The 12,544-nt window shown below is 64.9% G+C and carries 8 protein-coding genes, 2 tRNA genes and 1 pseudogene; 4 read left to right on the top strand and 7 right to left on the bottom strand.

Translation table 11 applies throughout. The features are described from left to right. Positions 1 to 216: 216 nt before the first annotated feature. Positions 217 to 293, bottom strand: a tRNA-Pro gene (locus SS05631_RS03105). A 289-nt stretch (positions 294 to 582) separates the two neighbouring features. On the opposite strand from SS05631_RS03105, the gene SS05631_RS03100 reads away from it, so the two are divergent. Then, positions 583 to 996, top strand: coding sequence for a hypothetical protein (locus SS05631_RS03100; protein ID WP_037413453.1), 414 nt, complete (start codon positions 583 to 585; stop codon positions 994 to 996). An 82-nt stretch (positions 997 to 1,078) separates the two neighbouring features. Here SS05631_RS03100 and SS05631_RS03095 read toward each other — a convergent pair. Next, a tRNA-Gln gene (locus tag SS05631_RS03095) sits at positions 1,079 to 1,153 on the bottom strand. 400 nt (positions 1,154 to 1,553) lie between these two features. Between SS05631_RS03095 and SS05631_RS03090 the strand changes: the two genes are divergently transcribed. Further along, positions 1,554 to 2,465 (top strand): MBL fold metallo-hydrolase, encoded by a 912-nt coding sequence (locus SS05631_RS03090; RefSeq protein WP_037413451.1) that lies wholly within the window; start codon positions 1,554 to 1,556, stop codon positions 2,463 to 2,465. A 6-nt stretch (positions 2,466 to 2,471) separates the two neighbouring features. Here the strand turns inward: SS05631_RS03090 and SS05631_RS03085 are convergent, their stop codons facing one another. Further along, positions 2,472 to 3,380 carry a DUF1499 domain-containing protein gene (locus SS05631_RS03085; protein WP_037413448.1) on the bottom strand — a complete coding sequence of 303 codons (909 nt, stop codon included), beginning with the start codon at positions 3,378 to 3,380 and terminating at the stop codon, positions 2,472 to 2,474. A 404-nt stretch (positions 3,381 to 3,784) separates the two neighbouring features. Between SS05631_RS03085 and SS05631_RS03080 the strand changes: the two genes are divergently transcribed. Then, a complete protein-coding gene (locus SS05631_RS03080; RefSeq protein WP_037413446.1) occupies positions 3,785 to 4,174 on the top strand; it encodes a hypothetical protein in 390 nt (129 codons plus the stop codon). 283 nt (positions 4,175 to 4,457) lie between these two features. Next, positions 4,458 to 4,703: a hypothetical protein gene (locus SS05631_RS03075; protein WP_037413751.1), complete on the top strand. Its 246-nt coding sequence runs from the start codon at positions 4,458 to 4,460 to the stop codon at positions 4,701 to 4,703. 19 nt (positions 4,704 to 4,722) lie between these two features. Here the strand turns inward: SS05631_RS03075 and ppdK are convergent, their stop codons facing one another. The 4 genes and pseudogenes from ppdK to SS05631_RS03055 all read right to left on the bottom strand — a co-directional run bounded on the left by ppdK (position 4,723) and on the right by SS05631_RS03055 (position 12,543). Beyond that, positions 4,723 to 7,413, bottom strand: a complete 2,691-nt coding sequence (ppdK, locus tag SS05631_RS03070) for a pyruvate, phosphate dikinase (protein WP_037413442.1) — start codon at positions 7,411 to 7,413, stop codon at positions 4,723 to 4,725. Positions 7,414 to 7,559: 146 nt separating this feature from the next. Further along, positions 7,560 to 11,021 (bottom strand): chromosome segregation protein SMC, encoded by a 3,462-nt coding sequence (smc, locus tag SS05631_RS03065; RefSeq protein WP_037413440.1) that lies wholly within the window; start codon positions 11,019 to 11,021, stop codon positions 7,560 to 7,562. A gap of 256 nt (positions 11,022 to 11,277) precedes the next feature. Further along, positions 11,278 to 11,650 (bottom strand): annotated as a pseudogene (locus SS05631_RS03060) (DUF559 domain-containing protein). 80 nt (positions 11,651 to 11,730) lie between these two features. Next, positions 11,731 to 12,543 (bottom strand): DsbA family protein, encoded by an 813-nt coding sequence (locus SS05631_RS03055; protein WP_037413439.1) that lies wholly within the window; start codon positions 12,541 to 12,543, stop codon positions 11,731 to 11,733. Position 12,544: the final 1 nt, after the last annotated feature.

Raw genomic sequence — 12,544 nt, 5'->3', positions numbered from 1 at the left:
GCCTTCGTGGCCCCTTTTTCATGCGTCGTTCGTGCCGGCAGAATTTTGATTGCGGTCCTTTCAGACTGTCTGTCTCGATAGAGGCATTGGCCAGAACCGCGCCCGAACCGGACCTGCTGCGGGCCGCGAGGCGCAACACGTCCAGACGTGTTCAAACGCTATCGCTCCCGAGATGTCGGAATCGAAGAAACACTGCGCGTAACTGATTGATTTAGCTGGTCGGAGTGGTGTGATTCGAACACACGACCCCCACGTCCCGAACGTGGTGCGCTACCAGACTGCGCTACACTCCGTGACCAGCGGCGCCTCTATAGAACAGCATTTTCGTTTTCACAAGCGCCAAACTCAAAAAAGAAGGTGGGCTCATCCAAAAAATTCCGGGCGGCGACATGCCCATCAACTCCTCGCCCATGCGTGGCAATAGGGCGTTTCTGCAACGCTTCGGATTTTCCTCGTTCGCAGGGTTCCACGGCGATTTTCTTTCGTCGTTTTTGGCGCTAGAGCCACGCCGGAACGCAAGGAAATCCGGGCGTCCGGCCTTTCCGCGCCGCAGAATTTAAGCACAGACAAAGGGACAGAGACATGAATTTCCGCATGATGACGGCGGCCGGCCTTGCGCTGGTGCTCGCCGGCTGCACGACGACGACCGGAGTGGCGCGCAACGAGGTCGAGAAACGCTGGCTCGGCCAGCCGGCCGGCGCCTTCTTCGCCCAGTTCGGCCCGCCAATTTCCGATGTCGAAGCCGGTAGCGACACCGTCTATAGCTGGAAGGGCGGCTACAAGACCCGCAGGATCCCGGCCGAATACGAAAAGACCGCCGACGGCAAGCGCGGCAAGCGAATCGCGGCCGCCCGCACCGAATATCTGAGCTGCGCCGTCCAGCTCACCGTCTCCTCCGACTACGTCATCCGCTCGATCCGCATCGCCGGCGACCGCAAGCGCGCGAACGGCCCGAGCTGGTGCGAGGAGTTTTTGGGCGGCGCCAAGGCGGAGTGAAGACGCGCACACCGTTCATCCGCGTGACCCGCTGACGAAAGTCGGCGGGTTTTGTTTGTGACATCTGGAGAGGGTTCGGCGGTGGCTGGGGCGCCTGGATTCGAACCAGGGAATGGCGGTACCAAAAACCGCTGCCTTACCGCTTGGCTACGCCCCAACGGATTGGCGGCAGTGCGCTCGCCAAATCGAGCGCCTGATTAGCAAAGCTCGTGCGTGCTCACAATGCTTAACTTCGCTTTGCCTGCATTTTGTTGGCCCATTTCCGCTAACCCCGACCGTTCAATCCAGCGGTCGCTGCTCGCGACAATCCGAACCGGTGTACCGTTTCTTCCTTCCACGCTTTGGCCTATTGTCACTCGCGAGTGAAACTCGAACCAATGTTGCTCATCGCGATCGACTCGCCCCTCATCCACCTGCCGGCACCTTCTCCCCGCGAGCGGGGCGAAGGCGACCGCGGCGCGCCCTCAGTCTCCTCTTCCCGTGAGCGGGGGCTAGCCCTCGGGGCCGAGGAGAGGGCATGAGGTCGTTGGTCGAAGATGGAGCGCAGGAACAGACGCATGCAGGGACCGGAATTCGACCTCGATTTCAAGCCAGCCCATGGCGAGGCAGTGACGGTGGCAGACGGCGTTCAGCGCATCACCGTCAACAATCCCGGGCCCTTTACCTTTCATGGCACCAACACCTACATCGTCGGCCGCCTCTCGGTCGCGGTGATCGATCCGGGCCCGGAAGATGAGGCGCATTTTCAGGCGCTGATGGCGGCACTCGAAGGGCGCGAGGTAACGCATATCGCCGTCAGCCATACGCATCGCGACCACTCGCCCCTCGTCCGCCGGCTCAGCCAAGCGACCGGGGCCATTGTCGTCGGCGAGGGGCCGCACCGGGCCGCCCGCCCCTTGCACGCCGGCGAGACCAACCCCTTCGCCGAAAGCTCGGACATGGATTTCGCCCCCGACATTGCACTTAAAGACGGCGTACGGATCGAGGGCGACGGCTGGAGCCTGACGGCGATCGCCACGCCGGGACACACCGCCAACCACATGGCCTTCGGGCTCGACGGCACCGGCATTCTGTTTTCCGCCGATCACGTGATGGCCTGGGCAACGACCATCGTCGCACCGCCGGACGGCGCCATGGCCGACTATATGGCCTCGCTCGACAAGCTGCTCTTGCGCGACGACCGGCTCTATTTGCCCGGCCATGGCGGCCCGGTGAGCGAGCCCGCCTCCTTCCTGCGGGCCCTCAAGGCGCACCGTAAGATGCGCGAACGCGCCGTGCTGGAGCGGCTGCGCGCCGGCGACCGGAATATTCCCGACATGGTGAAGGTGATCTACGCCTCGACCGATCCGCGTCTGCACGGCGCAGCGGCGCTTTCGGTGCTCGCCCATATCGAGGACCTGATCGAACAGGGCCGCATCGAGACCAACGGCCCGCCATCGCTTCTTGGCGAATACCGGCTGGTCGCCTGAGCGAGATTAATCGCCAGCAATCCCAAGAAGCTCGGCATCGAGCGCGCGCAAGAACTCTTCCGCGAAACTGGCGCCCATGCCGAGATCGTGCTGGCCGTAGCGCGAGGCGACGCGCAGGTCGACGAGCGTGGTTTCCGCCTCTTCACGCAGCCGGATCAGCACGTCGAAACGGAAGCCGACGATCAGCGTGCGCCATTCCCCCTGTAGAACGATATCGCTGGCTTGGCGCCCCGGTATGCCGACATCGATATCGGGCGCCGGGCGCGTAGCCGGAACCGGAATGGCCTCCGGTCCCCGGCTCGTGTCCGCCCCCTCGCTGGGGCCAACGGCAAGATCCTCGAGATCGGCACGTGCGTTTTCGACGCCGAGTTCCGCGGTGATGCCGACCCGCGTTGCCTCGACGACCTTGCGGACGCCCTGGAAAACGCGGTCAAGCGCGCCGTCGTAACGCCGTCCCGTGAGCCCCGGATAGGCCGCGATCTGCGCTTCGCGATCCTCGGGCGTCACGATCGGCCGGCGTTTGATCCAGCTCTCCTCGACGACGGGCGCCTTGATCCAGAGCGGCGGCGTCGCCGTATCGGTGCTCACATCGTAGATCGCCGGGCGCGTCAGATATTGCGCCGCCCCATAGAAGAAAAAGCCGAGCGGGAGCGCCGCATAGAAGAGCGCCGAGACCGAAGCGGTCCCGCCGATTGCCGCAACCCGCCAAAGGCGCGTCAGACCGATTGCCGCAAGCAGGACGGCCACTAGGGCGAAAGCCACGGCAAAGCCTGCCAGCGCCAGAAAATGCGGGGTGGTCAAGGGGCCGAAGCGGTGCGCGGCAAGCGACAGCACGAAAATGACGAAGCCTATGCGGGCGAACCGTCGCGCCCAGTGGGCGGCATGGGAATAGGGACGCTCGTAGCGGACCATCATGAAACGGAATCAATCCCCGCGGAAAAGTCTTTGCCCTTCTTAATGCAAGATCCCCCAAATCGGAATCGATTTAGGGACAGAATCATGCAGCAATTCAAAGTGCTACGTTTGCGCGTCTCATTAGGCGCGCGGCGCTGTAGACCATGGCGCTTTCCGTGGGAACCACGCGCTTTTGCACGCCTTGAATTCGCCCGAAAAGAGTATGAGCGCATCGGTTGTATTTCTGCCGCAAATTCGCCATTCTCGTTAACCAGTTATTTCAGTTGAACATTCGGCAGCCTTGCCGGTTGCCGCGCCGACCAGCGCCCAGGGAAACTGGCAGCAGATCAAAGTAGGCCAACGGCCTCCGCCTGCCTGAAAAGACACACGGCGGCATAGAGGCGCCGTGACAACGGAGAGAGATCATGACCGCATCGGAGACACGTTCGGAAATCGCCGTTGCCGCCCCTCCGCCGCCCGGCGGAGACGCTGCCCTTCCGATGGCGCTGCTCGAACTCGAGCTCTCCCTCGACCGCTTCTCCGGCAACAAGGATGATTTCTCGTCCTTTGTCCGCACGGTTGCCGCCGAGATCGGCGGCGAGTTCCTCTTCGTCCTGCCTGCCTCCGGCCTTGTCGACAATTGCCTGACCATTGCCGTCCTCCGCCACGGCACGGCCGGCGATCAGGCGGAAACGATCCTCTTCGTCTGCCTGAATGAGGATGGAAGTTCGATCCGCGTCGAGCAGCCGAGCGAGCGCACCGCCGGTCTCACCAGCTTCGCCGAGGCTTTCGTCGGCGTGCTCGAGCGGATCTGAAGCAGCCGAGATTAATCGCCACTATCCAGCGGCGCATGATATTCTTGTTGCCGTTGAATCGCGCCCGCAGACCCGCAACCATGCGTCCTTCCTGCCTACAGCGTCGCGCGTCTTGTCAGACGCGCAAAGGCCGCTGTAGCACTTTGAATTGCTGCATGCCTTTGTCCTTAAATCGAGGACGATTTAAGGACAAAGACATGCAGTAGCAATTTCATCGCGCGGAGGACGAGCCGACATGCCGCCGATCTCAGTTGCGCGAGCGAGCGCCGATCAGGAGGCAGGAATGAATACGACGACAATCAGACTGCTGACACTCGCTGCAACAGGAATAGTGCTTGCCGGCTGCCAGACGGTGTCCCCGCAGGAGCGGCGCGCAAGGGACGAAACGACCTGCGCCTCCTATGGCTTTCGCCGCGGCACGGATGCGTTCGCGACCTGCCTGCAACGCATAGAACTCGACCGCCGCGCCGAAGCGCGCGCCTTCCGCTACGAAAGCGACATACTGTTGCGAAGACCGTATTGGTATTAAGGCGGACGCAGGCCAGCCGTCAACTTGCCGCCAGCGCCTCGGTCTTGCCGTTGCCCTTGATCGCCGCCTGTGCGGCCGCCAGCCGGGCGATCGGCACGCGGAAGGGCGAGCAGGAAACATAGTCGAGCCCGGCCTCCTCGCAGAAGCGGATTGACGCCGGATCGCCGCCATGCTCGCCGCAAATGCCGAGCTTCAGGCCGTTCTTGGTGCGGCGGCCGCGCTCGGCGGCAAGCTGGATCAGTTCGCCTACGCCGTCGAAGTCGAGCGAGACGAACGGATCCTGCTCGATGATGCCCTTCTGCTGATAGGTGGCCAGAAACTGGGCCGCATCGTCGCGCGAAATACCGAAGGTCGTCTGCGTCAGGTCATTGGTGCCGAAGGAGAAGAAATCGGCCGCTTCGGCAATCACGTCGGCGCGCAAGGCGGCGCGCGGCAGTTCGATCATCGTGCCGACCAGATAATCGATGCCGATGCCTGCCTCGCCGATCACTTCCTTGGCGACCGCATCGATCCGTTCCTTGACATAGTCGAGTTCCGCGCGCAGCCCGACGAGCGGGACCATGATCTCGGGAACCACCGGCGCACCTGTGCTGCGCGCCGCCTCGACGGCCGCCTCAAAAATGGCGCGGGCCTGCATTTCGGCGATTTCCGGATGGGAGATCGCGAGCCGGCAGCCGCGATGGCCGAGCATCGGATTGAACTCGTGCAGCGCATCGACCCGCTGACGCAGATGCGCCGGGTCGAGCGCCAGAACGCCGGCGACTTCGGCAATTTCCTCATCGGTCTTCGGCAGGAATTCGTGCAGCGGCGGATCGAGAAGGCGGATCGTCACCGGCAGGCCGTGCATGATCGAGAAGAGCTCCACGAAGTCGGAGCGCTGCATCGGCAAGAGCTTCGCAAGTGCCGCACGCCGGCCCTCCTCGTCCTCGGCGAGGATCATCTCGCGCATCACATTGATGCGGTCGTCCTCGAAGAACATGTGCTCTGTGCGGCAGAGGCCAATGCCTTCGGCGCCGAAGGAGCGGGCGGCACGCGCATCGGCGGGCGTCTCGGCATTGGTGCGCACCGTCATCCGGCGGCTCTGGTCGGCCCATTGCATGATCTTGCCGAAATCACCCGAAAGCTCCGGCTGCAGCATGGCGATCTCGCCCTTCAGCACTTGGCCCGACGATCCGTCGATAGTGATCACCTCACCCTTCTTCAGGGTGACGCTCGCGGTGATCAGCAGCTCGCCCCGCTGATCGACGCGGATGCTGCCGGCGCCTGAGACGCAGGGCGTGCCCATGCCGCGGGCGACGACGGCGGCGTGGCTCGTCATGCCGCCGCGTGTCGTCAGGATGCCCTGAGCCGCATGCATGCCGTGGATGTCCTCCGGGCTCGTCTCGACTCGGACCAGGATGACCTTGCGGCCTTCCTTGACGGCCTGCACCGCCTCCTCGGAGGTGAAGACGATCTCGCCCGTCGCCGCCCCCGGCGAGGCCGGCAGCCCCGAGCCGATGATGTCGCGGCGGGCATGCGGATCGATGGTCGGATGCAGGAGCTGGTCGAGCGAAGCCGGATCGATGCGCGCCACGGCCTCTTCCTTGGAAATCAGGCCCTCCTCGGCCATGTCGACGGCGATCTTCAGCGCCGCCTTGGCGGTGCGCTTGCCGGAGCGGGTCTGCAGCATCCAGAGCTTGCCGCGCTCGATGGTGAATTCGAGGTCCTGCATGTCGCGGTAGTGGCGCTCAAGCGTCTGACAGATCGCCTCGAACTCGGCGAAGCCCTCCGGCATCAGCTTTTCCAGCGACGGCTTATCGGAGCCGGACGCGATCCGGGCGGCCTCGGTGATGTTCTGGGGCGTGCGGATGCCGGCGACCACGTCCTCCCCTTGCGCATTGACCAGGAATTCGCCGTAGAGTTCCTTTGCGCCGGTCGACGGGTTGCGGGTGAAGGCGACGCCGGTTGCCGACGAATTGCCGAGATTGCCGAACACCATCGCCTGAACGTTGACGGCGGTGCCCCAGGCAGCCGGAATGGCGTGCAGATGCCGGTAGGTAATGGCACGCGGGTTCATCCAGCTCGAGAAGACCGCGCCGATCGCACCCCAGAGCTGGACTTCCGGATCCTGCGGAAAGGGCTCGCCGAGCACCTCCTCGATCGCTTCCTTGTAGCGGGAGATGACATGCTGCCACTCGACGGCCGAAAGCTCCGGATCCTGCTCGTGGCCGAGCCGCGCCTTCTCTTCCTCGAGGATTTCTTCGAAGATCTCGTGATCCACGCCCATCACGACGTCGCCATACATCTGGATGAAGCGGCGGTAGCTGTCCCAGGCGAAGCGCGCGTCGCCGGCATCGTGTCCGAGCGCGTGCACCGACTGATCGTTGAGACCGAGATTGAGGACCGTATCCATCATGCCGGGCATCGAGGCGCGGGCTCCGGAACGGACCGAGAGAAGCAGCGGATGGTCCGTATCGCCGAAAACGCGCCCGGTGATCTCTTCCATCCGGGCAATGCCCTCGCGGACCTGCTCGCGCAGGCCTTCGGGCATTTCCCGGCCGTTGTCGAAATAGCTGTTGCAGGCATCCGTGACGATGGTCAGGCCGGGGGGCACCGGCAGGCCGAGATTGCACATTTCGGCAAGGTTCGCGCCCTTGCCGCCCAGCCTATTGCGATCCCCCGCACTCCCTTCGGCCTTGCCTCCGCCGAAGGTGTAGACCCATTTCGTCATGCCTGTTCTCCACCCAGAAACAGTTCGATGGACGATCTACAGTATATGGTTCGGCCTGAAAATGCACTCGGCGAAGATTTTTGCTGCAGTGCATCAAAAATGCAGCAGCGCCTGTCGCCTCTCTCGTCTGCGGATGGCCCGCCGGTTCAGACCGCTTCGCGCATGCGCTCGGCCGTCTGCAGGTCGACGGAGACAAGCTGCGAAACACCCTGCTCGGCCATGGTGACGCCGAACAGGCGGTTCATGCGGGCCATGGTGATCGGGTTATGGGTGATGATGATGAAGCGCGTCTCGGTCGAGGCGGCCATTTCATCCATCAGGTTACAGTAGCGCTCGACATTGTGGTCGTCGAGCGGTGCGTCGACTTCGTCGAGCACGCAGATCGGCGCGGGATTGGTGAGGAAGACGGCGAAGATCAGCGCCATCGCCGTCAGCGCCTGCTCGCCGCCGGAAAGCAAGGTCATGGTCTGCGGTTTCTTGCCCGGCGGCCGGGCGAGGATTTCGAGGCCGGCCTCCAGCGGATCGTCGCTCTCGATCAGTTGCAGTTCCGCGGTGCCGCCGCCGAAGAGATGGGTGAAGAGCCGCTGGAACTGGACATTGACCACGTCGAAGGCGGCAATCAGCCGTTCGCGTCCCTCGCGATTGAGGTTCTGGATGGCGCTCCGGAGCTTGCGGATCGCCTCGATGACGTCATCGCGCTCCTTAAGGAGTGCCGCCAACCGTTCAGAAAGCTCCTTCTGCTCCTCGTCGGCACGCAGGTTGACGGCGCCGAGGCGCTCCCGCTCGATCTTCAGCCGCTCAAGCTCACGCTCGACGGCTCGCATGTCGGGCAACGCCGCATCGGCGGCCAGTCCCGTGAGGCGCATCGCCTCGTGCGGTGCGCAGGAAAGCGCCTCCAGTATGCGCGCCTCGACCTCGACGCGCCGCTCGCGGGCCGAGACGAGCCGTTCCTCGGCTCGGCCGCGCTTTTCGCGCGCTTCCGCGAGTTCCGAGAGCGCCGCCGCGGCAAGGCGATCGGCTTCACGCTGGCGGGTCTCCGCCTCGGCGAGGATGTCGGCCGACTGGCGGCGCGCCGTCTCCGCCTTCTGCAACTCGTTTGCCAGGGCGCGGCGCTTGTCGTCGAACTCGTCGGGTGCGTCGACGAGCTCCTCGACCTCCTCGCGCGCTTCCGCCTCGCGGTCGCGCAGTGTCGCGATGTGCTCCTCGGCGCTCGCCGCCCTCGCCCGCCAGGTCTCGCGTTCCGCAGCGATCGCCGTCAGCCGGCGCAGGCGCGCCTCGTTTTCGCGGGCAAGTCCGTCATGCGCGGCGCGCGCTTCGGCGACCGCGGCGCGGTCCGTCGCAACCTCCGCCGTCCGGGTGCGCAGCCGCAGCTCGAGTTCCGAGGGGTCGGACGCCTCGGCCAGTGCGTCGTTCGCCGCCTCGATCTGCTCGGCCGCCTCTTCGACCTGAGCCTCGAGCTGAAGCTTCGTCTCGGCAAGCACCGCCCGGCGGCGAACGAGATCACCGGAGGCACGTTCGGCCGCAGCTAGAGCGTCGCGCGCCTCGGCGAGCTGCCTGGAGATCATCCGCTGGGCATCGCGCGACAGCCGCAGCCGCTCGTCCTCGGCACGAATGCGCGCGCCGGCGGCGGCGAGATCCGCCTCCGCCCGGCGCAGCACCTCAGCCGCATCCTCGGCCTCCGCCTCGAGCTCGGAAAGGCGGTTCTTCTGCGCGAGCCTCAAGGCGGCAGCACTCGGCGCTTCCGAGCCGGTGACGTGCCCATCCCAACGCCAGACAGCGCCTTCCTTCGTCACCAGCCGCTGGCCGGACTTCAGGAGCGGCAACAGGCGCTCAGCCTCGGATTCGTTTCCGACGATGCCGATCTGGCGGAGCGTGCGGCCCAGCGCCTCCGGGGCGCTGACATAGTCGCTGAGCGGCAAGGCACCGCCGGGCAAGGCGGGGTCGTCGGCGTGGTCGCCGGGCATGCGCCAATGGGCGGCAGCCGCCTGCTCCAGCGGCGAATCGAGGTCGTCGCCCAATGCTGCGCCGAGCGCCGTCTCGAAGCCGCGCTCCACCTTCATATCCTCGACGACCGCCGGATAGGCGCTGGCGCCGGCCGCTTCCAGCATCCGGCGGATCGTGCGCGCCTCGGTTTCAATGCCGTTCAGCCGCGCCCGCGCCTGGTCGACGGGCTGGCGGGCCGCCGCTTCTTCCGCCCGCGCTTCGGCAAGGTTTTCCTCCACGGCGACGACCACCGCCTCGGCCTCTTCCAGCGCCGCTTCCGCGGCCTCCACCTGCCCCTGCTTCTCGTGCGGGTCCGGGAGGGCCGCCATCTGCCGGTCGAGGCTTTCGAGGTCGCGCCCCTGATCGGCGAGCTGACGGGCAAGGCGCGCCTGCCGCTCGGCGAGGTCGCGCAGCGTCCTGTCGAGCTGGTTGCGCGCCGCTTGCGCTTCGGCGCGCTCGGCGGTAAGCCCGGCGAGATCGGCTTCGCTGCCGGAAAGCCTTTCGTTGGCGTCCTCCAGCCTTTCTCGCGCCTCCGCGGCACGCTCGTCCGCCTCGGCGAGCGCGTCGCGCAGCTCTTCCTCCTCCAGGTCGAGGCGGGCAAGGATGCCGGCATTGTCGGCGATGAGCCGCTCCTCGCGGGCGATATCCTCGGCAAGCTGCGAGAGCCGCCGCTGCAATTCGTCGCGCCGGCGCAGAATGCGCCCGGCATCTTCTTCGAGCTGCGCGCGGGCGATCTGCAGGCGCTGCAGCGCTGCTGCAAGCTTCGCCTCGTTCTCGCGCAGCTCCGGCAGCTTGAGGCTCGAGATCGCCTGATGCTTGGCCGCTTCCATCTGCGCCTGTGCCTTTTCGGCGACGAGCGCGGTGATCTGGTTCAACTGGCTGGTCGCCTCGGCTTCGGCCTCCTTCGCCTGTACCCAGCGGATGTGGAGCAGGATCGCCTCGTGACGGCGGATTTCCGCCGACAGCATCTTGAAGCGGTTGGCTTGACGCGACTGGCGCTTCAGGCTCTCGATCTGGCTTTCGAGCTGCGAGGTGACGTCATCGAGCCGTTCGAGATTGGTCTCCGCCGCCTTCAGCCGCAGCTCGGCCTCGTGACGGCGCGAGTGCAGGCCGGAAATGCCGGCTGCCTCTTCGAGCAATTGCCGGCGGGCTTGCGGCTTTGCGGCGATCAGCTCGCCGATCCTGCCCTGCCCGACCATCGACGGCGAGCGGGCGCCAGTCGAGGCGTCGGCGAAGAGCAGCTGGACGTCCTTTGCCCGCGCCTCCTTGCCGTTGATCCGGTAGACCGATCCCTGCTCGCGCTCGATCCGGCGCGTCACCTGGATCTCGTCGCTGTCGTTGAACGCGGCGGGCGCCGTGCGGTCGCCATTGTCGAGGTAAAGACCGACCTCGGCGGTATTGCGCGCCGGCCGGTTGCCCGAACCGGAAAAGATCACGTCGTCCATGCCGGAGGCGCGCATGTTCTTGTAGGAGTTCTCTCCCATCACCCAGCGCAGCGCCTCGACGAGGTTGGACTTGCCGCAGCCATTCGGCCCGACGACGCCGGTCAAGCCCCGTTCGATGATGAATTCGGTCGGTTCGACGAAGGATTTGAAGCCGAGCAGGCGCAGCTTGTTGAATTTCATGGGGCGCGATACCCCCCTTTGCGATGTGCGGCGACCGCGCTGCACCCCCCTCTGCCCTGCCGGGCATCTCCCCCGCAAGGGGGGAGGTCGGCTAGACGCATGGGCTTCCGCGACATCAAAGCCGAATGTGCCGAAAGCCCCACTAAAAATGACCCAAGCGACAGGTATTTGGTCGAGCGGGACATCGCCACTTGCCGATCTCCCCCCTTGTGGGGGAGATGCCCGGCAGGGCAGAGGGGGGTGAGCCACGAGCGCATCACTCGAATGTCCCCTTCCCGATAACCCGAACGATATGCTCGCACACATTTGTCAATGTCGCGCAGCACGTCGTCATTCCAGAAACGCAAGACAGTCCAGCCAGCGGTCTCCAGTCGGAGCGTACGCTGCCGATCGTAGTCGGCATCACCCGGTTTCGCATGCTGCGCACCATCGACTTCGATGATCAGTCGATGTGCGGGGCAAGCGAAATCGACGATATAACCCGCGACCGGAACCTGTCGGCGAAAGCCGAGGCCCATCAGTCGATGTGCGCGCAACTCGTTCCACAGCTTGACCTCGGCGTCGGTCATCACACTCCGCATGCGGCGCGCATTGGAGCGAGTTTTCGGCGGAACGTCAGTGTGAGGCATGGCCAAACCTTACGGGTTCCCGAACATAAGAAACGGGCGCACGGCCGCAGCCGTCGCCCGTTGTCAGGAAGAGCGAAGGATCAGAGCTTGCTGTCGATGAGGGCCGACATAACGTCAACCGACATGTCCCCCGAATAGTGCTCGCCATTCACGAAAAAGGTCGGCGTCGATTTCACTCCGAACTCCTTGGCGCCGCGCTGCATGACTGCGTTCACATCATCCAGAAGTTTTTGGTTCGTCAAGCAGGCCTCGAAGCTCTCCTGTGTAAAACCGGCGAGTTTCGACATCTGCAGCAGTGCATCGCGGCCGTTTTCCGCGGCGGCCCATTGTTCCTGCTGCTTGAACAGCATGGAGATCATCGGGAAATACTGTCCCTCCGGAGCGCAGCGCGCCAGCATGAAGGCGGCCGCGGCGCGCGGGTCGAAGGGGAATTCGCGGATGACGAAGCGCACCTTGCCGCTGTCGACATATTTCGTCTTGATGGCGTCGAAGGTCTTGTTGTGAAAGTTGGCGCAGTGCGGGCAGGTCATCGACATGTATTCGACGATCGTTACCGGCGCATTGGCCTCGCCGAGCGCCATTTCCGGAAGCGCGCTGGGCTCCATCAGCTTCTGCACGTCGACGCTGCCTTCCGACTGCGGCAACTCGGCCTTGGCGGTCGGGGCGGAAGACTGCGCGACCTCGGTGGCGGCGGACTTCGCCTGGCCGGAAGCGGCCGGCGTCGCGGCGGTGGAGCCGGTGGTCGTCGCGTCCGCGCTGGCCGTTGTTTCAGCCGGCGCCTTGGAAGCCGCCTCCTTCTTTTCTTCGCTGCAGGCTGCAAGCACCAGGGCAATCGCCGCGACGGCGACACCGCTCAGCAGGCGTTTCGGAAGGCTCGTTTCGGAAGCGGACATG

It is taken from the genome of Sinorhizobium sp. CCBAU 05631 (assembly GCF_002288505.1).
Lineage (GTDB): Bacteria > Pseudomonadota > Alphaproteobacteria > Rhizobiales > Rhizobiaceae > Sinorhizobium > Sinorhizobium fredii_C.
Note: the sequence above shows the minus strand (reverse complement) of the source record. Positions and strands in the feature narration are given on the sequence as shown.

Coding starts and splice junctions, on each gene's coding strand:
- smc (WP_037413440.1), bottom strand. CDS start 11,021: ATGAAATTCAACAAGCTGCGCCTGCTCGGCTTCAAATCCTTCGTCGAA.
- SS05631_RS03055 (WP_037413439.1), bottom strand. CDS start 12,543: ATGTCCGCTTCCGAAACGAGCCTTCCGAAACGCCTGCTGAGCGGTGTC.
- SS05631_RS03100 (WP_037413453.1), top strand. CDS start 583: ATGAATTTCCGCATGATGACGGCGGCCGGCCTTGCGCTGGTGCTCGCC.
- SS05631_RS03090 (WP_037413451.1), top strand. CDS start 1,554: ATGCAGGGACCGGAATTCGACCTCGATTTCAAGCCAGCCCATGGCGAG.
- SS05631_RS03085 (WP_037413448.1), bottom strand. CDS start 3,380: ATGATGGTCCGCTACGAGCGTCCCTATTCCCATGCCGCCCACTGGGCG.
- SS05631_RS03080 (WP_037413446.1), top strand. CDS start 3,785: ATGACCGCATCGGAGACACGTTCGGAAATCGCCGTTGCCGCCCCTCCG.
- ppdK (WP_037413442.1), bottom strand. CDS start 7,413: ATGACGAAATGGGTCTACACCTTCGGCGGAGGCAAGGCCGAAGGGAGT.
- SS05631_RS03075 (WP_037413751.1), top strand. CDS start 4,458: ATGAATACGACGACAATCAGACTGCTGACACTCGCTGCAACAGGAATA.